Source organism: Ruegeria haliotis, from assembly GCF_013377785.1.
Lineage (GTDB): Bacteria > Pseudomonadota > Alphaproteobacteria > Rhodobacterales > Rhodobacteraceae > Ruegeria > Ruegeria haliotis.
This window is the reverse complement of sequence record NZ_JABXWT010000016.1, coordinates 1-19098: the sequence shown is the minus strand read 5'-3', so window position 1 is coordinate 19098 and position 19098 is coordinate 1. Positions and strand designations below refer to the sequence as shown.

Sequence of the window (19098 nt, the reverse complement as noted above, 5' to 3'; positions counted from 1 at the left end):
AGGAGCCGCCGTGCACGTTTTTCGAAGTATGATCATAGATGCTGAAATCGACCAGGTCTGGACCGCTGTGCGTGCCTTTGACGGTGTGGTGGATTGGAACCCCGCAGTGGCGGCTGCCACGCTGGAGAACGGGGCCGCCACGGCCACCGGCACTATCCGAAGACTCGACATCCCAGACGGTACGGTCTTTCGCGAAACCCTGCTGGCCCATTCTGACGCCAAGTACTTTTATACCTACGATATCATCGAAAGTCCGCTACCGGTGAGCACCTATATCTCAACCCATCGCTTCTTCCCCATCACGCACACGGGTCAGACATTGGGCGTTTGGGAAAGCCATTTCGACTGCGCCCCCGACGTCGCGGATGAGATGGAAAGGATCGTAGGGGATGCGATCTACATTGGCGGCATGATTGGATTGAACGACTTTCTTAAGGAGGCACAAAATGGCTGATACCCTCGCCCCCCGCGCGGTGATTGGCGTCATGACGCCTGCAATGAACACAGTGGTACAGCCTGAATTGGAGCTGCTGCGCCCGGCAGGTGTGACCAATCAGATGCAGCGTTTCCGATTGGGCGGCGATGCAGTGTCAGACGATTTGCCGGATGAAACGGCTAAATTGATGGACTGCGCGCCTTTGGCAATTGCGGTTGGGTTGACCACAGATGCAGGCCGCGGCGGGCCGGACAAGCTGGCGAAGCGCTGCGCAGATGTTTCACGACAGGTTGGGGTTCCGGTGCTTGGAGCCTCTCAGGCGAATTACGAGGGCTTGCGCGCGCTGGGGGCAAAGCGTCTTGGCATTGTCACACCGTTTAACGCCGAAGTGGATGCCGTTGTGAAAGCAAACACCGAGAGTGCCGGTTTCGAGGTGGTTGCCATCAAGGGCACTGAGGCACCGTCACTGCCCGCAATCTGCGAAACCCCATTGGACGATATTCGCGCGGTCTTCGCTGTGGTCGCCGCTTCCGAGTGTGACGTCATCTTGCAAGTCGGGACCGCATTGCCGGTGGTGGCCATGATCGCAGAACTTGAAGCAGAACATCGCAAACCGATCGTGGCCTGCAATGCAGCTGTCTACTGGCAGACGCTGCGCACGGTCGGGATCACTGATCCGATCCATGGATACGGAAGACTGCTGGAGGCGCATTGAATGCGGAACCATGCGCAGGTTGTCGTCATTGGTGGAGGCGCGGTTGGTGCAGCCATCCTCTATCATCTGGCCAAGGCGGGTATTACCGATACCGTTCTGCTGGAAAAGAACGAACTGACTGCCGGGTCAACCTGGCATGCCGCTGGTAATATCCCAACCTACGCCAATTCTTGGCTTGGCATGCGCGCGGGAAACTATGCGTGGCAACTATACAAGGAGCTCGCCAAAAACCCTGACGCGCCAATCACCTATCGCCACACGTCGGCAATCTGGCCTGCGCATACGCAGGAACGCATGCAGCTTTTTCAGCATCTTTGCGGTGTGTCGCGGTCAGCAGGCTTTGACCTGGCGATGCTCGATCCTACCGAGATTGAACAGATGCATCCCTATTGGAAAGCAGACGACACTGTCCTTGGCGGCATTCTTGACCCGTACGAGGGCGACATTGACCCAAGCCAGTTGACTCAGGCTTTGGCGAAACATGCCCGCGCCATGGGGGCGGAGGTGAGACGGTTTACGCCCGTTACGGGGCTGCGTCAGCGTCCATCTGGCGAATGGGAGGTTGAGACTCCAACTGGCACACTTGTTGCGGGCACAGTCATCAATGCTGCGGGCTCAAACGGTGCAAGGATTGCGGCGATGGCGGGGATGCAGGTGCCTGTGGTCACGCTGGAACACCAATACATGGTGACCAGCCCGCTGGCTGCATTAGAAGAAGACACTGCCGTCTTCCCCCTCATCCGGGACCCTGACATCCGCTTCTATCTGCGTCGCGAACGCAATGCCTTGCTGCTCGGCTCTTACGCGCACGAAGGCCGCCCGGTCTGGCAAAACGGCGTACCGCAAGACTTTGACCACCAGCTTTTTGCCGATGACATCGACGGGATGATAGCCGTGTTCGAGGCGGCGGCATCTCATGTGCCGCTGCTTGCCAAAGCGGGGGCCCAACGGTTCGTCAATGGCCCGATCCCTTATGCACCTGATGCGTTGCCCTTGATTGGCCCAGCGGCGGGTGTGCGCAATTTTTATCACGCAACAGGTGTGCAGATCGGTATCACCCAATCCGCCGCGATTGGCAAAGCCATGGCCGAATGGCTGACGGCAGGCGAGACCGAATGGGATCTGTCTGCTTGGGATCCGCGCCGGTTTGGTTCTTGGGCTACACAAGACTACGCTTCTGCGCGCGCGTCAGAGCACTATGATTTGCAGTACGCGATCCCTTATCCGCACCGGATTATGGATTCCGGTCGCCCCGTCAACCAAACCCCACTTTATGAACTTCTGGCCCAGCAGGGCGCTGTCTTTGGCCAGATCGGCGGCTGGGAGCGCGCCTTTTGGTTCAATCACGATCAGGCAAGCGATGTCCACGCTCTGAGTTTTGGGCATGAGCCCTGGCAGGATGCGGTACGGGTCGAATGTGAGACCGTGCGCGACCATGTCGGCGTGATGGACCACGGCGGATTCACCAAGTTTACCCTGGAAGGGCCAGAAGCAGCCAAGGTGCTGGACAGAGTGGTCTGCGGCACGCTGCCCCCTGTAGGTTGCGTGCGCCTGTCTTATATGTTGACCCCGCTGGGCCATATCTGGTCCGAAGCAACAATTGCCCGACTGGCTGAGGACAAATTTCTGTTGTGCGGCCCAACGATGGCTGTTGACCGCGACTTTGACTGGCTATCAGCCGCGCTTGGTGAGGCCGATGCCACATTGACCAAGGGCTATTCTCAGGACGGCGCATTGTTGGTGATGGGACCAAATTCGCGCGATCTGTTGCAGTCGCTGACGTCGGCTGACCTGAGTGCGAGCGGCGCGCGATGGATGAGCGTCACCGAGATCGAAATTGCGGGCGTTCCGGTCACGGCGATGCGTGTGAGTTATGTCGGCGAGTTGGGCTGGGAGCTTCATGTCGCCTCAGCCAATTTGACATCTCTCTATCATGCAATTTGGCAGGCAGGTATCGCGCACGGCATCTGCAATTTTGGCTCCTATTCGCTAAATGCGATGCGGATCGAAAAGGGGTATCATGGCTGGGGTGCGGATATTGGAACCGAATACACGCTGTTTGATGCAGGTTTATCCAGGTTCGCCAATATGGCCAAAGTTGACTTCGCGGGTCACACTGCTGTCGTGCAACAAGCAAAGCAACAGGCCGATTGGGCCTTCATAGGGTTGGAAATCGACGATCCGGGACCAGAGCCGCTGCCCTCGGACCCCATCATCCTAGAGGATCGGGTCATTGGGTATCTCACTTCCATCTCGATGGGGTATCGAACGGGGAAGCTTCTGGCGCTTGGGTACGTGGAAAACGGCACGCTGGAGATGGGCGGCACCTGTTTCGTTCAGGCGTTCGCAGAGATGCGCGCTGCCACGCGCCACTCGCATCATGTCTACGATCCGGGCCACGACAGATTGCGATCCTAGCCAAAATCACCATTGATCGATGACCATTGGGCAAGGGCTTCGGCCACGTCCAGAATGGGTCCTGTGTCCTTGTCTTCTGAGCGCATTAGTGCGCCCCAGGGCACCTCTATGCCGTCTTTGCCGACTCGCGCCCCAATGATGCGCCCCGCATTGATTGCTGGGCGCACAGCCCAGCCTGCCAGGACACTGCTGCCCTGACCAGCAGCGACCAGCTCGACGATGGCTTCGGGCATCTCCACCATCGCCGTCCAGCGCGGGTACCTGCCTGACGGGCGAAAGAGGCGAGCAAACTCGCGGTCAGGTTCTGGCGTTAGCGTGTAGGTGATAAAGTCCTCACCTTCGATGTCGTGCCCCTCAACATAGGCCTTTCCTGCAAGATGATGATGGGGCGGAAAGATGAACAACAACTCATCCCGGAACAGTGGAATCCGATGCGTTCCGATCGGGGTTGCGCCGCCTGATGTCACCACTATGTCGGCGTGTCGGTTGGTCAGTGCGCGAACCGGTTCGCGGGTGACACTTGCCATAACCTGAAGTTCGACACCGGGCAGGTGGGTTTGCAGATACTTGATAAACCCGGGCAGCCAGTGATACGAACTGTAAGCTTCAACAGCGATGCGCACGACGTGTTCAACACCGCGGTCCATCCGCCGCACATCGCGTTCCGCACGGTCCATTTCGGACAAAACCCGATCCGCCACATCGGCCAGATATTCTGCCGCCGGCGTCATGCGCAATCGCTTGTGTATGCGCGTAAACAGCACCAGATCAAGCCGCCGTTCGGCCTCTTTGATACGATGCGAAAGTGCGGACGGTGTGACCCCTAAGGCTTCCGCTGCATCGCTGACGCGTCCGTGTTCCGCAATCGCACGGATCATCTTGAGGTGACGTAAATCAAGAAAGGGACCTTCTGACATCATTTAACCTGAGAGAAATTCACCAAATCACCTTATTTTCTTCTTTTCTTTCATCTAAGGTCAAGCCGGAACTTTGACCAAAGACGCACTGCAGGCGAACCTTATGACACAGTCAAGTCAGCAAGAATGGCGCGAAAGGGCACAAAAGGTGCTGCCCGCCGGTGGGTATGGGAACTATGATCCAAAAGTTATTCTCAGAAAGGGACGTGGATCACGTGTTTGGGATGAGGACGGAAATGAGTATACCGATTTCCTGATCGGATCAGGTCCGATGTTGGTTGGGCACAACCATCCAGAAGGCATGGAGGCTGTGCAGGCCCAACTTGCTGACGGCGCGACATTTTTCACGTCAAACGCCGTGGGCATCGAACTGGCCGAGGTTATCTGTGATGTGGTGCCTTGCGAAGATCAATTGCGCTATATTTCAATCGGATCAGAGGCTGACATGTACGCCTTACGTCTGGCGTGCGCATACGGGTCGCGATCTGATTCTGAAGTTTGAGGGTGGATATCACGGCATGTCTGGCGAGGCATTGATGAGTATGGCTCCCCAGAGTCTCGCCAACTTTCCGATGCCCGTGCCAGATTCAGCAGGCATCCCGCAGAGCACACGCGATGGGGTAATCGTGGCACCCTTCAATGGCATCACCTTTGCCCGGCAAACCATTGCAGAACATGTCGACCAATTGGCAGGCGTTATTGTTGAGCCCCTGCAGCGACTAATCCCGCCTGTCCCAGGCTTTGTTGAAGCACTGCGCGAGGAAACGACCCGTCATGGGGTTGTCTTGATCTTTAATGAGGTTGCTACAGGATTCAGGTTGGCATTGGGCGGGGCGGGAACTCTATGATGTCACACCCGATCTTTGCAAATTGGGCAAAGTGATTGGAGGAGTCTGCCCGTTTAGACAATTTGCAGAGCTGGCGGCCTAGCCCGCTGGTAATGAGCTATCGGATCTGTCGCAAACTTCGTCCTTACCTGTCAGGTCGATTGTATTTCTGGTAGCGCGCACTCGAACATGGCGGGGGCTGGCCGTGACGATCTCATTTAAGGGCACGCATTTTCCGAAAGACGTGATCTTGCACGCGGTTTTCTTCTACCTGCGTTACGGTGTTTCAGACCGGGATCTGGAAGAAATCATGGCGGAACGTGGCGTAGATCTTGATCATGCAACGCTGAACCGTTGGGTCAGTCGATATGCCGGTCTCGTGGCTGATGCCGCACGGTATCGGAAACGCCCCACAAACCGTTCATGGCGCATGGATGAAACGTATGTAAAAGTTAAAGGTGAATGGGTTTACCTCTATAGAGCCATCGACAAAAACGGCAAAACCCTTGACTTCATGCTGCCCAAGCGCCGGAACAAGGCAGCGGCGACGAAGTTTTTCGCTCGCGCTCTCGAGGTAAACGGATTGCCACGCAAGATCGTCATCGACAAAAGCGGCGCTACCACGGCCGGCATCAAGGCCATAAACAAGATGCTGAAAGGCCTTGATTGCCCAATACCGATTGAGGTGGTTAGGCGGAAGTACCTCAATAACATCATTGAACAAGACCATCGATTCATCAAACGACGGACCAGGCCCATGCTCGGCTTCAAATCCTTCGCTTCAGCCGCATCTGTCCTGGCAGGCATAGAATTGGGTAACATGATCCGCAAAGGCCAATTCACGCCCGGACTCCGCCCGTTTCAGCAGTTCTCCCAACTAGCGGGATAACCGGCTCACCAATGCCACTGATGCTCTGCCGTCTAGAAAGTTTGCGACAGAACCGGGCGATAAACGAGTTTCGATGCTCTTACCCGGATGTTCACTTTGAATTGCACCTCACCAACCAACCCGTCGATTTGATTGAAGAACGGATCGATCTGGCGTTCCGTCTGACATATGATCTGCAAGATTCGGCAATGATCGCGCGAAAAATTGGTCATGCGAAGCTTTGTTTATACGCCTCCAACGAATATCTGAAGCAAAAGGGCCAACCCGTCGAACTTGCGGATTTGGAACACCACGATTGTGTTCATGTCGGGACAACTCGATATGGAGACTATTGGACCATAATTGAAAGCGGAAAGATCGTGAGATTTCGCAAGCCTTGGTCATTGATAATTCCGAACACTCTCAGCCTTGTCCAAGCTGTTGCGGAGGGAGCTGGCATAGCTGCGATTTCGGATCTGTTTGTGAGAGACCATGCGTGTGCCAATCAACTTATACGCCTGGATGGCGTAGTCGAGTTTCCAGACCTGGAATTCTTCGCACTTTATCCGTCACGGAAACATCTCGCCTATCGAGTGACCTTGTTTTCGGATTTTCTGCGCCAATTGGAACCGTTCTCGGAAGCCTGAACAAGCATAGCTCACAACGTTGGAAAGGCGCTAAACAGTCGTTTGGCCTCAATGCGGCATCAAACACTTCTGGGCTCGAACCGGTCATCTGACGGTTTCAGTAGGTCATCAAGTCGGTTCAGACGGCATCAAGGTCGGTCTAGCGGGACAGAATGACCTTCGCTTAGCGTCTGTTCAATCCCGAATTTCTACCGCAAATTGCGATCATGATCAAAATTTCCTTTCATGCCTTTGTCTTCATTTTGCTGACTATCATTTCGCAGGTCGGAGGCATAGCTTGGTTGATCGCGTTGTTCTTCAAACGTAGAGCACTCGTATTTGCAGCCACTTACACGGCCTTGTCTGTCACGGCACTCTGGGTGGCGCCAATGCTAGGACGCGAACCAATTCCATGCATTTCAGGGGAAGTGTTGAAAATGCAGTCGAAAATGTACTGCGCTCTAAACAGGCAATATGTTGTTCCTGAGCTTTACGGTGTTCTAACCGATTTTGCCGCCACAATGGAGAGCGACTACCCCGACACCGAAACTCGCGTTTTGGATGCCAACTTTCCTTATTTTACCGGATTTCCATTGCTTCCGCATCTTTCGCATGACGATGGACGCAAGGTCGATCTTGCCTTTTATTATGAGGGAACTGATGGATACATGCCCGGAGTAGCTAAGTCGCCGGTTGGATATTTTGCATTCGAACAAGGGCCAACCGACTGCGCTGAAAGTACATCTACATTGCGATGGGACATGGCTTGGTTGCAGGGTTTTTGGCCTGACTATCGTCCAGAAGCATCACGGATGAAATCAGCGTTAGAATGGCTTGGCGCGGATGATCGGGTCGGCAAAGTCTTTATCGAGCCACACCTGAAAGTAAGGTATGAGGCAAAGAGCCCAAAGATCAGATTTCAAGGCTGCCGTGCCGCACGTCATGATGACCACATCCACGTCCAGTTGTAGTGTTAGTCATGGTTATTTCGGGCTCTTCACCAATCGATGAGATCCGCAGAGAAGGACGGCAATGAGCCGAGGCTGTGTGGAAACCTTCCTGCTCGGCTCGGAACCTGGAATTCTGCCGGCCCATTCCGGACCTTCACTCACCTTCTTCAGTGCTGTGGCGCGGCCCGCCATAGGAGACATTCGCTGCGCGTGCGTTATTGAGCGACCGGTGAACTCTTACTCTGTGGGACAAACTTGCCATTCACGTTTCTTTCACGAAAGTCGGCTTTGACTGAACATCGGAGCTATTCAGCTCTCACATCAGGAAGGTGACCAAAGCTAATGGCCAGTCGGTTCCAAGCGTTCATCTGGGCGATAATTAAAGTCAAATCGACAATCTGTTCTTCCGAGAAATGATCAAACAGGGCAGTGTAGAGAGGTTCTGGAGCACCGTTCGCAGCAACCGTTGTAACAGCTTCTGCCCATGCGAATGCCGCCTTTTCTGCCTTGTTAAAAAACGGCACTTCCTTCCAAACCGTTAGACAGTCTAGCCGCTGCAAGGTTTCACCGGCCTGCCGCGCCTCAATAGTATGAAGGTCAACGCAATATGCGCAGCCATTCACTTGCGATATTCGAAGCTCGATAATTGCCCTGAGCTTCCTGTCGATAGACGGCATGCTGTTTTTTGACTTTGCCATGCTCGCAATGGCTGGGCCGTTGATAGCAACATAGTCGATGCGCTCAATCATCGTCTTCTCCTTGGCTTTGGAGCGAAACAACCTTTGCATTCCACGCATCGTTATCGGCAACCATATTAGTTTCCGGTTCGGGCAGTTTGCCAATGCCATCAGCAAAACTACATCGATAGCGATAGTTGATTTGAAGCGTTGGTGGGGCAATTTCGGGATTATCGAGCGTGCCAGTTGCAATCTCAAGCAAATCATCATCGAAGTTTTCTAGGCTCAGCGGTGTCCCGCAGTCGCCGCAGAAACCACGCTGACTGACGTTCGAGCTTGCAAACAGGCGACGCGTGCCGGACGTCCACTCCAAGCGGTTTGCTATGACAAGCGGTGCGTAAAATGCGCCGAAAGCGCGCTGACACATGCGGCAATGGCAAACGGACGATCGTCCGAGAGACGCAACTCTGTATCGCACGGCACCACACTGGCACCCGCCGGTTATCAAATTCGCTTCGTTTTTCATATGTGTAGGATCACATCAAAACTGTCCGTGCGTCCAGAGCCGACATTTATGCAGATCGCAGCGTCTGTCAAAGTGGGCTCTCACCGAACCTCAGATGCGACGCAACCTCCCCGAAGCAGTCGTTCATTAATCGCGCAGCTCTTTGAAGAACAAGATGACCACACAGCTCAGACAGAGCCGCCGTTCGTATCAACGGCCGTGACCTATCTCATGATCTCCATCTTCGCCGCCTCGTCCCTGAATGGCCCCCGCATATCTCCAGCGCCAATAGTGGGTCGCAATCAGCTAATTCACTGTAGGAGCACTTGATTTATGCAGGATGTTAAAACCGCTGCCAGTTCAATATCTTATATCTCAAAGAGCCAACTGTATCAGGCGCGTACTGTGCGGTGCAAATACAGCCTAAATTTATAAAAAACACTTGCTGTAAACCGCCGAAGGGCCTCATTGCGATGCTTTTGTGCCTCGCGCAGAACAATGTTTATTTGCACGGCCGAAGGAGTCTCAGTTTTGAATTGGGTCATTATCTTGTCTCGCTCATGGGATCATTACTGCCCACCTCTATTGCGAGAGGTATATATAGATGGCGGCTGCTGTGTGCCTCTTACGAATTGAGATATCCGGTATACTCTGGATGCATGTGTCGACGTTTTTGCGTCGTGCAAAAAATGCAAAATGGGCCACCCGGATCGTTGAAATCAAGCCGGGCGACCCTTTCGGGCAAAAGGGAGAAAATTTACCCGAAGTTTTCTTGAAAACGTTCAATGCAGAGACGGAAACCTTCTTCGAAATTGCCGTTGCCAGGGTGGTAGACGCTTTCAAAGCTGATGACACCGTCATAGCCATCGGCCCGCAACGCATTGGCCATGGGTTGGAACTGGTCAGCCAATTGACCCTCGCCCATGCGCCGCACTTCCAGCGTGGCACGTGGGGTGTCGACCTGTACGTCCTTTATGTGGATATGGCCAAGGTAGCCGTCTTTCACCTCTTCATAGCCATCGGGGAAAGCCTGTTCGTGGCACCAGCAGTTGTTGGCCGGATCCCACAACACCTTTAGCGCGCCTTTGGCATCCAGATCGTCGATCAGCTTGCGACCAGTGTAGTTCGAGTTGACCATGGTGCCGTTGCCGGTTTCAACTACCAGCGTAAGGCCGGCGTCTTTGATCACCTCGACTGCAGGCGCGATCAGCGGTAACATCGCATCCCAGGCACCATGTGCCACGTTCCACTTTTCGGCCCCGTTCAGGCCCCACAGGATTTGTTCTTTCTTGGGGCTCATAATCCGAACTAAGGGTGACCCGACCACATGCGCCATATCGATAACGCGTTTCAGCGCATCCATGTGTTTGGTATGAAGCTCGTCTCCCGGCTTGTTTGCTCCGGTCGTGCCAGCAAAAATATGACGAGACAGGCAGGACACGGGTTTACCACGAGCGCGCAAGAGCGTGTCGATTTCCTTGATTTCCTGCGCCGAGTGGTCGCCCACTTCAGTATCACCAACAAATTGCAGTTCCGCATATTCGAGGCCGAATTCGTCCATAACATCGACAGAATAAGAGAGATCTCGGCTGATGCCGTCGCAGATGACGCCTAATTTCATGTGTCTTTCCTTTTTTGGCGGTGCAATTCTGCGCCAACGATTTCTTCCATGACCCGCGTGCAAACCCAATTGTCGCCTTCGGGGTATTTGGTCTTTCCCTGATGGAATATCTGCATGGCGGTCGAAGCCATAAACAACGGCACGCCGATTTCCTCAGCCATGTCCAGCGAGATTGTCAGATCTTTGTGCATAGTGCCGATACCGGATCCGGTGCCTTCAAATTTACGATCAATGATATTTTCAAGCGCGGTATTGGAAACGCCGCAACCCGCCCCTGATGTTGAGAAGACATCGAACAGAACCTGCCCAGAGACTCCGGCCTTTGCGGCAAGAGCGGCGGCCTCAAAAGTCGCGCCAAAGATTGAGCCGATCAGCGTTTGCAGGCAGGATTTGACGACCTGTCCGTCACCGGCCTGGGCACCAACCCGGTGGATGGTTTTGGACACCGCCTCCATCACAGGTTTGTAGGTATCCAGAACCGAGGGTTCACCCGCGGCCATCATGGTCAACGCACCACTCTGTGCACCGGGAAAACCGCCCGAAACTGGGCTGTCTATCAAGTGAACTCCGGATCCTTCCATCGCTGTCGCGATCTCACGCGCTTCACTAGGTTTGATCGTAGCAGTTAGAACCACCGCGCCACCCTTGGTCATGTGGCTGATCAGGCCGTTATCCCCCAGAATAACGGCCTTGGCCTGCGCGCCGTTCATCACCATAACATAAACCGCATCAGCATTCGCACCGACTTCGGCCACGCTGGGCGCTAATATGCCACCCATCGCGGCAAACGCGCTCATTCGATCTTCACTCAGATCCAGGCCGGTCGTTGCAAACCCATTTTTGATTAGGTTCTTGGCTAGCCCGCTACCCATATCCCCTAAGCCGATGACACCAGCTCGTAACATTTCAACTTCCTTGTCTATCCGGCACTTGCCGGGCCGTTGACGTTTAACACCCGGTTGCCGGGCGCTATTGAAAGAGAGGTTTCAACGCGTTCGCGTCGGGCGGGTCCAAAAGACACCTCCTGCCCATTCCGTTCCCGGCTAGAAAACCAAGCCGGGTATCCACAACACCAACTGCGGGAAAACGCAGATCAGGATCAGCACAACGACGTTTGCGCACAGAAACGGGGCCGCCCCGAGAAAGATTTTTCCGATGCTGAGGCGCGAAATTGCGGCGCAAACATTTAGGCAATTGCCGACTGGCGGCGTACAGGCTCCGACAGCAAGCCCCGAGATCATCACCACCCCGAAATGCACCCCCGAAATGCCAAGCTCCTGAGCAACCGGCAACAGCACGGGCGTCATCAACAGGATCGCGGGGCTTACGTCGATGAAGGTACCTGAAATCAGAATCAACAACGCCATCAGCAGAATAAAGCCCGTCGGACCTAAGCCAAACCCTGAAACAAAATCAGCCAGTTGATTGGGGACCCGCTCAAGTGCCAGCACTGTGATGAACACCTGGCTGAAGGCGATTATCATCATAATCTTGGCAGACATGATGATGGCTTGCCGCATGGCGCCGGGCAGTTCCTTGACCACCACTAAACCAACTAGAAAAAGCCCGATGATCAGGCCGTAAACCACAGCTGCCCCGGCCGTTTCTGTTGGCGTCACAAAGCCGAAAACCACGGATCCGACAATCATGATAGGCATGATCACCACAGGCGCAGATCGCTTGGCTTCAAGCCACGCGGCCCGCAGTGTGAAGGGGATGTTTTCGGTGGGGTAGCCGTTGCGGCGGGCCATGTACCAAACCACAATCATCTGCATTAGCCCGACCATGATGCCGGGAATGATGCCTCCCAGAAACAGCTGCCCAATCGATTCCTCAGCTGCGATAGCGTAGATGATCATCGGCACCGATGGCGGAATGATCATACCCATCGTTGACGAAGCGACAGTGATGCCTGCGGCCACTTCTTTCGGATAGCCGCGCTTTTCCATCTCTGGGATCAGGACCGCGCCGATCGACGCCGTGTCCGATGCGGACGAGCCCGAGATGCCGCCGAAGATCATCGAAGCCACTACATTCACATGGCCCAGACCACCACGGAACCGGCCCACGAAGAACATCGACAGATCGAGCAGCCGGCGGGTGATGCCGCCGGAATTCATCACCAGCCCCATTAGAATGAAAAACGGCAACGACACCAGCGGGTAATTGTTAATGCCGGAAAAGAACCGCTGCACGACAAAACCCATCGCAGCAGGTGCTTCGATCATGAAGTAGGCGACTGATGCAAGACCCAACGCGTAAGCGACGGGCACGCCGATGACCAAAAGAAGCAGAAGGGATCCAAGGAGAATAAACATAGTCAGTCCTCGGGCATCCAAAGTATGTCGGTATTCTCGTCGCCGGACAACGTCAGAGCGATTTTGATGGCGCAAAACAACACGGCAAGTGAGCAGGCGAGCGGGACAATGACAAAGACGTAGGATTGCGGCATGCCAAATGGCTGCCAAATGTTCTTGCCCGGTCCAGCAATCCAGTCAAAGGACAGATAGACCAACAACCCATTCATCGCACCGACAAGCGCCAAGCCCAAAATGTACAGGCTGACTTTGATAGTATGCGGCATCTGATCTATGAAGACGGTGATGGCAATATGTTCACGACGGGAAATAGCCACCGCACCACCAAGGGCGCTGGTGGTCAGGAAAGACATCTTGACCAGTTCGTCAACCCCGTAGATCGCGGCATCGAAGGGTCGCATCAGAACTTTGGCACATACTATGATCAGGAAAACGGCGAATAGAACCACCATGATGCTCTCCAGCAGAGCAGTCAGCACCCGATTGATGGCAATAAGACGATCCACAGCGTTACCCTTCTGCTTGCAGGGTTCGGGCCAGCAACTCTGGCCCGAACCCAATCTGATCAATTGCAGGACTGAGCCGCAGCGCGGGCTGCATCAATGTCATCTTGGGAGAAATGACCTGCATCGATCATCTGTGCGTAGACCGGTTCAACGGCGGTCTGGAAACCAGTCAGGGCAGCGGGTTCCAATGTATTGATTTCCACAAATTCCTTCATGTCTTCAATCACATTGGTTTCGGCGTCGCGGTACAGGTTGTCGGACATTGCGAGCGCTTCCACCGAAACCTCGTCAAAGATAGCCTGCAGATCGGCGGGAAGAGCGTCGTACCATGCCTTGTTCACGATAAGCGGATCGGGACCTGTCATATGGTTTGTAAGGGACAGATATTTTTGAACTTCGTGTACCTTGAAGTCCCAGATGTTTTGCGGCGGGTTATGCTGGCCATCAATCACACCCTGCTGGAAAGCCTGATAGGTTTCAGAAAATGGCATTGCAACTGGAACAGATCCAAGCGCGGTACCGGTTGCGATCATCAAATCGGACTGCGGTTCGCGGATCTTCAATCCGGCAAGATCTTCGACTTTGGTGATGGGTTTCACATTGTTTGTATAGGCGCGAAATCCTTGGCTGATGCCGGTGGCCGGCACGTGATAGCCATTGGCCGCGGCGCGTGCTCCGATTTCTTTGGTGAAATCGCTACCAACCAAGCACTGCATTTCATCCCAGCTCGCAACCAGAAAAGGCAGCTGATACAGATTGAATGCCCCGCTGGCATCAGCAAAGAATCCGCCACGCGTGCCTTGCAAAAGCCCCGAAGTGACCTGATCCATCATTTCGCGTTCATTGCCCAACGCGCCACCAAAGAATGTCTCAACTTCAATGCGACCGCCCGAGCGGTCTTCAAGTTCTTTCTCAAAGAATACCATCGACTGAGACCGGATCGAAGCTTCGGGCTGTTCGTTCCCATATTTGAATGTAAAATCAGCCGCCGACGCGCCGGTTGCTGCGATGATTGAGCTGACCACAGTGGCCAGAAATTTTGTTGTCCGTTTCATGACGTCCTCCCAGTTTTTTGGGTGCGTAGACCCAGCATAAGCGAGAAACTCACGATCGGTGCCGCCCATTGCAAGGAATATCGGGCATCAATTCAATCATGATGCAAAATGATGTACAAAATTGAAAAATATTACTATTGGTGATGTCAAATGATGTGGAGGTAGGCCGTGGATTCAGAACCACTGATCCCAAAACATGCACGAGTCGCAGATATCGCACGCCTTGCCGGGGTTGGGACAGCTACTGTCGACCGCGTCCTGAATGGTCGCGGTAATGTGCGCGATTCAACGCGGCAGCGCGTCATTCAGGCGAAAGCCGCGATCGAAACCGGCACACCCGTGGTCGACCGAAACAGACCCTGGCGGTTGAAAATATTTTTACCAGGTGAAGCCGGCCCTTCCACCGAATATCTTGCCCAGTGTTTTCAGGAATTCGGCGCCAGGGGGAACGCAACGATTGAATGCGTCTTTACCACCAAAATGGAGCCGGGTGCGTTGGCACGCAAACTACGCGCTTGTGAAGGACAAGGTATAGATGCCGTCGCCTTCCAGGCACTGGAAGATCAACGCGTGCGCGATGCGGTCGACCACTTGAAGATCCGCGGAATTCCGTGCCTGTCCCTGATTTCCAGCCTCGCGAATTCGGCCGTCATTGGATTTGTCGGAACAGACTCGCGCGCCGCTGGACGTACCGCTGGATTGCTTATGGGTCGCCTGTGTCAGTCCGCCGGATTGGTCGCAATCATCTCGGGTGGTCAATATTACAGAAGCCACGAAAATCGCGAAATGGGCTTTCGCGCGGTGGTCCGCAAAGAGTTTCCACACCTGCAATTGGCCGATACGATTTCGGGTCAAGATGACATCGAGGGAAACTACAACGCCACCTGTATCTTCATCGAAGAGCATCCCGACTTGTTGGGAATCTACAGTGTCGGCGGTGGCAATGAAGGGATCGTTAGGGCCCTGCAAGCTAATGGCGTCGCTGGCGAGGTCAAATTGATCGGCCACAATCTGACAGCGAAGACGCAAGCATATCTGCTTGATGGCAGTCTGCACTATGTGCTGCATCAGAACATGCGTCGGGCCGCCGAATTGGCTGTCCAGGTGATGATCGCGGAACTGGAACACCAAAAACCAATAATTCCTATTCTTCCAACAGAAATTATCACCCGAGAGAACATTCTTGGTACAACTTTCGGTTAGAACATTGCGATGCAAGAGCAGGCTTCATCCGAGCAGTACCCGGTGCGGCACTAAAGTTTCTCAGTGACTACTACCCCAGAGCTCTGGCTGCCATGCACAGTTTGCCTCTTGCCACTTATGACAAGGTGTTGAAGTCGACGGATGCGGTCTTAGGTAGCAAATGCACCAAATTGCCATCTGGATGGCTGGCGAGATTTCGTGTGGAATGGCGGCATGTCGAAACCATTGATTGTTCACACGCTGACAGAGAAGCGGGCCGAGATACTGGGCCAGATTAAAGCATACGAGGCGCAGATCGCACATGCGAAGCACGATCTGGCGCATGTGAACGCGACGATTGAACTGTTCGCCGCACCTGAGCGGTAGCGTGCCCGGTACATTGTGAGCCATGGGTTCTTCAAGAAGGGCGAGATCGCGGGTATCTGCATCCGCCATCTCGGGATCGATGCTGAGCTGACCACGAGAGAACTTGCCGAGCGCGTAATGGCGGAGTGCAACCTGGACATCTCAGATACTGCGCTTAGGAACTCGGTGGTCTTCAAGGTCGTCCAGGCGCAGCGACATGCCAAGCGAGGAAAGCTCGTCAGGATGATCGAGAAGAAGAAAGGCATGTGTGTCTGGGGTGCCGGCGACGCCGTCACGCTGCGCGCCGTTGCCAATACCCTTTCCACGACCGGCTGACCGGGGACGCGAGCGCGCCGCCGATCAAGCAATCCGCCAGGCGGCCATTGCTCTCCTCCCGATGATCCTCGAGCCAGGCTGCATGGGCCGCGTATGCATCGAGATACCTTCCTTCGACTTTCAGGTGCTGTCCGCCAATCATCCGTCTGAGCCGTGAGAAGAAGCTCTCGGCAAGATTGGTATGGGCTCCTCCGACGCCGTAACCCTTTGAATGATTGATCCTTTGCATGTCGAAATCTGTTTCCAGAGGATCCCAATGCGCAACTTCATCGGCCGAGACGACGGTTTCTGGAGCGATCCTTTCCCTTGCGAACTCGACGCCTTGCGCCTCCCGAAGAAAGGTTCTCGTCACTGTTCGACCGCCTCGCTGGCGGAGTACGACAACCACCCGACGCTTCCCACTCCGGTTGGCGCGGCGCCGCCTGTCAACACGCTCTTCCCGCAGGTTGGCGGGCCGGACATGGCCACCGAACGCGGCGCCATCAATCTCGACCTCGCCGTCCAGACGGACGTCCCGGGTCTCCGCCCACATTGCTTCCCTGAGCTTGTGCATGAGCACGAATGCTGTCTTGTGCTGCACATCCAGATCACGTGACATCTGAACCGCAAACACTCCCTTCGCCGCGTTCACGAACAGACAGATCGCGCCCAGGAGATCGACAAAGGCGAGCTTTCGAGAGGCGAAGATTGTGCCCGACGTCACGCTGAATTGCCGATAGCAGGCCGCGCACTTGAATCGACGCCTGGTCGTCAGGTCGTAAACATCAATGCACCCGCATGCAGGGCAGATCGGTTCACCATCGTTCTCCGGCCAACGCAGTCGGCAGAACCGACGGTATGCCGCTTCTTCTCCTTCAGAGAATATCTTTTTGAGAGACAGGGTCCGCGCGGCGGCCGACAGTAGAAAATGCTGCGCCATGGGAACCGCCAAATACGATGAATGTTCCTATATCGTTCTCTTTCACGCCTTCAGTCAATCGTTTGATGCATTTGCTACCTAAGACCGAGCTGCTGAATGCGGAGTTGTTTGATACCTTGGATGACGCCCGCATCCTAGAATCGGCAAACGGCCCAGAGCCGACCTTGGACGGGGTGCTCCAACGCCGCGGCGCGGCCCGTCATAGGCGACCTTCGCTGCGTATGCACGATCCTCAGATCTTTTTATATCCAATGCGCGGACGGTGCATTCATTCATTGCGTCAGAGCAAATGGCAACTTCATAAGTTGAGCACCTAGTCGGTCGCCAGTATATATCTACGTCCTATCTCCTGAACCGGACGCACGTTAGTAGGGGAAATTGAGCGAAGTTGCGGAATTTGTTCAGATGAGAACGCAACCGTGTCTCTTACGATGTGCCATGTGATTATTTCAAGACATCCCGGCGTGGTCAGAGAACCCTTGTATCTGTAACCAACAAGGTTGTCGAGTAACAGGCTGTCCGAGGAGATCATAATCTCGGGCTTTACGAATTGCCCCTTGGCGGGGGTGTAGTTTAGCAAACCGACCAGTTCAGCGTTCGCCGCGCCAGTCTCCACCAGCACCGCAATAACGAGCAAATCGCCTTCGTCAGTTTGGTGAACAAAATGAATTTCCGCTTCCGTCTGCTTCCCATTGATACGGTGCTCAGAACCGTGGTGGAAATGGAATTGGACAAATCAGTATATTCGATTTCCAACGGCTGCACTACCAGCTTTTCCTTGCGTGCTGACTTCAAGAAAATGCCCGCTATTCATGATCGCAGGTGCGAAGGTCTGCCAGCGCGGAACCAACGCTGGCGGCTCAGGGGCAACTCGGCACCTATCGTGAGGTCGGTCACAGACTCAGGTGTTGGTTTTAACTCAGTTGCAGGTAGAGTCTGTTGACCAAGCCTCGAATATAGGTCGCGCCAGCGCTTGGCCCTTGAAAAACGCTTTCGGGCTGGGCAGTCTGGCACAGAACTGCCATCTGCAATTGCAAACAAAAACCTGAGGCACAATCCTTGCGAGACTTACGCATCTGCTTCATCGGCGACAGCTATGTTAACGGCTCCGGTGACGAAAACTGTCTGGGTTGGATCGGGCGGCTTTGCCAAGCGCGTTTCGATCGCAGCTTTCGACTTACATTCTATGATCTCGGCATTCGTGGGGCGACCACCGATGAGATCCGGGACCGCTGGAAGCGGGAGGCGACGGCACGGTTTCCTGAAGGCGCCGACAATCGGGTGGTATTACAGTTCGGGATTAACGATGTCGCGGAGTTGACGGGATCTGGACGGCGCGTTGAGGAAGACGTATCGATCGCCAACGCAGAGGCCATCGTTCGAGAGGTTTCTGGTCTGTATCCGACTCTCTGGGTTGGTGTTCCTCCGGCAAACGTTGCTTGCTCGCCCATGCGGCCAAGTACCGATATGGAGATTGTCTTCAGCCAGGAATCCGCGGTCGCACTGAATCGGCGCTACCTGGAGTTGGCTGAACAACTGAATGTACCTTATCTTGACATTCAGACACCGTTGCTCGCCAATGACCGCTATATGGACAGCCTGACGCGTGGAGATCGTATGCATTGCGACGGATCAGGATACGCCATCATGGCGGACATTGTGGACCGCTGGGAGCATTGGTCCGACTGGTTTTCTGACTGATCTTGAGCGCCAACGATCGGTGAGACAATTCTAGTCGCGCCAAAAACTTCCGCCACATAGAGATGGCGCGGATCTGTGGCAAACTTCGTTCTTACCTGTCAGGTCGATTGTATTTCTGGTAGCGCGCACTCGAACATGGCGGGGGCTGGCCGTGA

At 54.5% G+C, this 19098-nt stretch carries 19 protein-coding genes and 2 pseudogenes; 11 read left to right on the top strand and 10 right to left on the bottom strand.

The window, feature by feature from the left end:
* The first annotated feature begins 10 nt into the window (after window positions 1-10).
* The 3 genes from HW561_RS19245 to HW561_RS19235 are packed head-to-tail and all read left to right on the top strand — an operon-like array spanning window position 11 to window position 3569.
* Window positions 11-454, top strand: a complete 444-nt coding sequence (locus HW561_RS19245) for an SRPBCC family protein (protein ID WP_176867002.1) — start codon at window positions 11-13, stop codon at window positions 452-454.
* On the top strand, window positions 447-1151 hold the full coding sequence (locus tag HW561_RS19240) for a maleate cis-trans isomerase family protein (protein ID WP_176867001.1): 705 nt from the start codon (window positions 447-449) through the stop codon (window positions 1149-1151). The genes HW561_RS19245 and HW561_RS19240 overlap by 8 nt, the downstream gene beginning before the upstream one ends.
* Complete coding sequence (locus HW561_RS19235) at window positions 1152-3569, top strand: GcvT family protein (RefSeq protein WP_176867000.1); 2418 nt, start codon at window positions 1152-1154, stop codon at window positions 3567-3569.
* Here the strand turns inward: HW561_RS19235 and HW561_RS19230 are convergent.
* Window positions 3566-4486: a LysR family transcriptional regulator gene (locus HW561_RS19230; protein WP_176866999.1), complete on the bottom strand. Its 921-nt coding sequence runs from the start codon at window positions 4484-4486 to the stop codon at window positions 3566-3568. The genes HW561_RS19235 and HW561_RS19230 overlap by 4 nt on opposite strands.
* 103 nt (window positions 4487-4589) lie before the next feature.
* Here HW561_RS19230 and HW561_RS19225 point away from each other — a divergent pair.
* From HW561_RS19225 to HW561_RS19210, 4 genes and pseudogenes are all read left to right on the top strand, one after another.
* Window positions 4590-5334, top strand: a pseudogene (locus HW561_RS19225) (aminotransferase class III-fold pyridoxal phosphate-dependent enzyme).
* Between the two features lie 184 nt (window positions 5335-5518).
* Window positions 5519-6202, top strand: coding sequence for an IS6 family transposase (locus HW561_RS19220; protein ID WP_176866998.1), 684 nt, complete (start codon window positions 5519-5521; stop codon window positions 6200-6202).
* A gap of 11 nt (window positions 6203-6213) precedes the next feature.
* On the top strand, window positions 6214-6828 hold the full coding sequence (locus HW561_RS19215) for a substrate binding domain-containing protein (RefSeq protein WP_176866997.1): 615 nt from the start codon (window positions 6214-6216) through the stop codon (window positions 6826-6828).
* Between the two features lie 206 nt (window positions 6829-7034).
* Window positions 7035-7778 carry a hypothetical protein gene (locus HW561_RS19210; RefSeq protein WP_176866996.1) on the top strand — a complete coding sequence of 248 codons (744 nt, stop codon included), beginning with the start codon at window positions 7035-7037 and terminating at the stop codon, window positions 7776-7778.
* 284 nt (window positions 7779-8062) lie between these two features.
* On the opposite strand, the gene HW561_RS19205 is transcribed toward HW561_RS19210, so the two are convergent.
* The 7 genes from HW561_RS19205 to HW561_RS19175 all read right to left on the bottom strand — a co-directional run bounded on the left by HW561_RS19205 (window position 8063) and on the right by HW561_RS19175 (window position 14439).
* The gene (locus tag HW561_RS19205; RefSeq protein WP_176866995.1) at window positions 8063-8506 is read right to left on the bottom strand and encodes a carboxymuconolactone decarboxylase family protein; all 444 of its coding nucleotides are present in this window, start codon (window positions 8504-8506) and stop codon (window positions 8063-8065) included.
* Window positions 8499-8960, bottom strand: a complete 462-nt coding sequence (locus tag HW561_RS19200) for a GFA family protein (protein WP_176866994.1) — start codon at window positions 8958-8960, stop codon at window positions 8499-8501. Before HW561_RS19200 ends, HW561_RS19205 begins: the two co-directional genes overlap by 8 nt.
* A gap of 736 nt (window positions 8961-9696) precedes the next feature.
* Entirely contained in the window at window positions 9697-10560 is an 864-nt protein-coding gene (locus tag HW561_RS19195) for a sugar phosphate isomerase/epimerase family protein (protein ID WP_176866993.1), read from the bottom strand.
* Window positions 10557-11465: an NAD(P)-dependent oxidoreductase gene (locus HW561_RS19190; RefSeq protein WP_176866992.1), complete on the bottom strand. Its 909-nt coding sequence runs from the start codon at window positions 11463-11465 to the stop codon at window positions 10557-10559. Before HW561_RS19190 ends, HW561_RS19195 begins: the two co-directional genes overlap by 4 nt.
* A gap of 138 nt (window positions 11466-11603) precedes the next feature.
* Complete coding sequence (locus HW561_RS19185) at window positions 11604-12878, bottom strand: TRAP transporter large permease (protein ID WP_176866991.1); 1275 nt, start codon at window positions 12876-12878, stop codon at window positions 11604-11606.
* A gap of 2 nt (window positions 12879-12880) precedes the next feature.
* Entirely contained in the window at window positions 12881-13384 is a 504-nt protein-coding gene (locus HW561_RS19180) for a TRAP transporter small permease (RefSeq protein ID WP_176866990.1), read from the bottom strand.
* 59 nt (window positions 13385-13443) lie between these two features.
* Window positions 13444-14439: a TRAP transporter substrate-binding protein gene (locus HW561_RS19175; protein ID WP_176866989.1), complete on the bottom strand. Its 996-nt coding sequence runs from the start codon at window positions 14437-14439 to the stop codon at window positions 13444-13446.
* Window positions 14440-14607: 168 nt separating this feature from the next.
* Here HW561_RS19175 and HW561_RS19170 point away from each other — a divergent pair, with 168 nt between their 5' ends.
* The 3 genes from HW561_RS19170 to HW561_RS23715 all read left to right on the top strand — a co-directional run bounded on the left by HW561_RS19170 (window position 14608) and on the right by HW561_RS23715 (window position 16323).
* Complete coding sequence (locus tag HW561_RS19170; RefSeq protein WP_176866988.1) at window positions 14608-15642, top strand: LacI family DNA-binding transcriptional regulator; 1035 nt, start codon at window positions 14608-14610, stop codon at window positions 15640-15642.
* Between the two features lie 213 nt (window positions 15643-15855).
* On the top strand, window positions 15856-16008 hold the full coding sequence (locus tag HW561_RS23720; protein WP_211198700.1) for a hypothetical protein: 153 nt from the start codon (window positions 15856-15858) through the stop codon (window positions 16006-16008).
* A gap of 15 nt (window positions 16009-16023) precedes the next feature.
* The gene (locus HW561_RS23715) at window positions 16024-16323 is read left to right on the top strand and encodes a hypothetical protein (RefSeq protein WP_211198699.1); all 300 of its coding nucleotides are present in this window, start codon (window positions 16024-16026) and stop codon (window positions 16321-16323) included.
* On the opposite strand, the gene HW561_RS19160 is transcribed toward HW561_RS23715, so the two are convergent.
* Window positions 16280-17242: an IS1595 family transposase gene (locus HW561_RS19160; RefSeq protein WP_176866987.1), complete on the bottom strand. Its 963-nt coding sequence runs from the start codon at window positions 17240-17242 to the stop codon at window positions 16280-16282. The genes HW561_RS23715 and HW561_RS19160 overlap by 44 nt on opposite strands.
* 313 nt (window positions 17243-17555) lie before the next feature.
* Window positions 17556-17966 (bottom strand): annotated as a pseudogene (locus HW561_RS24320) (carbonic anhydrase family protein); the annotation flags it as partial.
* Window positions 17967-18301: 335 nt separating this feature from the next.
* On the opposite strand from HW561_RS24320, the gene HW561_RS19150 reads away from it, so the two are divergent.
* Window positions 18302-18943, top strand: coding sequence for a GDSL-type esterase/lipase family protein (locus HW561_RS19150; protein ID WP_176866986.1), 642 nt, complete (start codon window positions 18302-18304; stop codon window positions 18941-18943).
* Window positions 18944-19098 lie beyond the last annotated feature (155 nt).

What these genes read in the sequence shown, in the direction of transcription:
- HW561_RS19215 (WP_176866997.1), top strand. Translation starts at nt 6,214, where the DNA reads ATGCCACTGATGCTCTGCCGTCTAGAAAGTTTGCGACAGAACCGGGCG.
- HW561_RS19160 (WP_176866987.1), bottom strand. Translation starts at nt 17,242, where the DNA reads ATGGCGCAGCATTTTCTACTGTCGGCCGCCGCGCGGACCCTGTCTCTC.
- HW561_RS19185 (WP_176866991.1), bottom strand. Translation starts at nt 12,878, where the DNA reads ATGTTTATTCTCCTTGGATCCCTTCTGCTTCTTTTGGTCATCGGCGTG.
- HW561_RS19195 (WP_176866993.1), bottom strand. Translation starts at nt 10,560, where the DNA reads ATGAAATTAGGCGTCATCTGCGACGGCATCAGCCGAGATCTCTCTTAT.
- HW561_RS19175 (WP_176866989.1), bottom strand. Translation starts at nt 14,439, where the DNA reads ATGAAACGGACAACAAAATTTCTGGCCACTGTGGTCAGCTCAATCATC.
- HW561_RS19235 (WP_176867000.1), top strand. Translation starts at nt 1,152, where the DNA reads ATGCGGAACCATGCGCAGGTTGTCGTCATTGGTGGAGGCGCGGTTGGT.
- HW561_RS23720 (WP_211198700.1), top strand. Translation starts at nt 15,856, where the DNA reads ATGTCGAAACCATTGATTGTTCACACGCTGACAGAGAAGCGGGCCGAG.
- HW561_RS19200 (WP_176866994.1), bottom strand. Translation starts at nt 8,960, where the DNA reads ATGAAAAACGAAGCGAATTTGATAACCGGCGGGTGCCAGTGTGGTGCC.
- HW561_RS19230 (WP_176866999.1), bottom strand. Translation starts at nt 4,486, where the DNA reads ATGTCAGAAGGTCCCTTTCTTGATTTACGTCACCTCAAGATGATCCGT.
- HW561_RS19240 (WP_176867001.1), top strand. Translation starts at nt 447, where the DNA reads ATGGCTGATACCCTCGCCCCCCGCGCGGTGATTGGCGTCATGACGCCT.
- HW561_RS19190 (WP_176866992.1), bottom strand. Translation starts at nt 11,465, where the DNA reads ATGTTACGAGCTGGTGTCATCGGCTTAGGGGATATGGGTAGCGGGCTA.
- HW561_RS19210 (WP_176866996.1), top strand. Translation starts at nt 7,035, where the DNA reads ATGATCAAAATTTCCTTTCATGCCTTTGTCTTCATTTTGCTGACTATC.
- HW561_RS19205 (WP_176866995.1), bottom strand. Translation starts at nt 8,506, where the DNA reads ATGATTGAGCGCATCGACTATGTTGCTATCAACGGCCCAGCCATTGCG.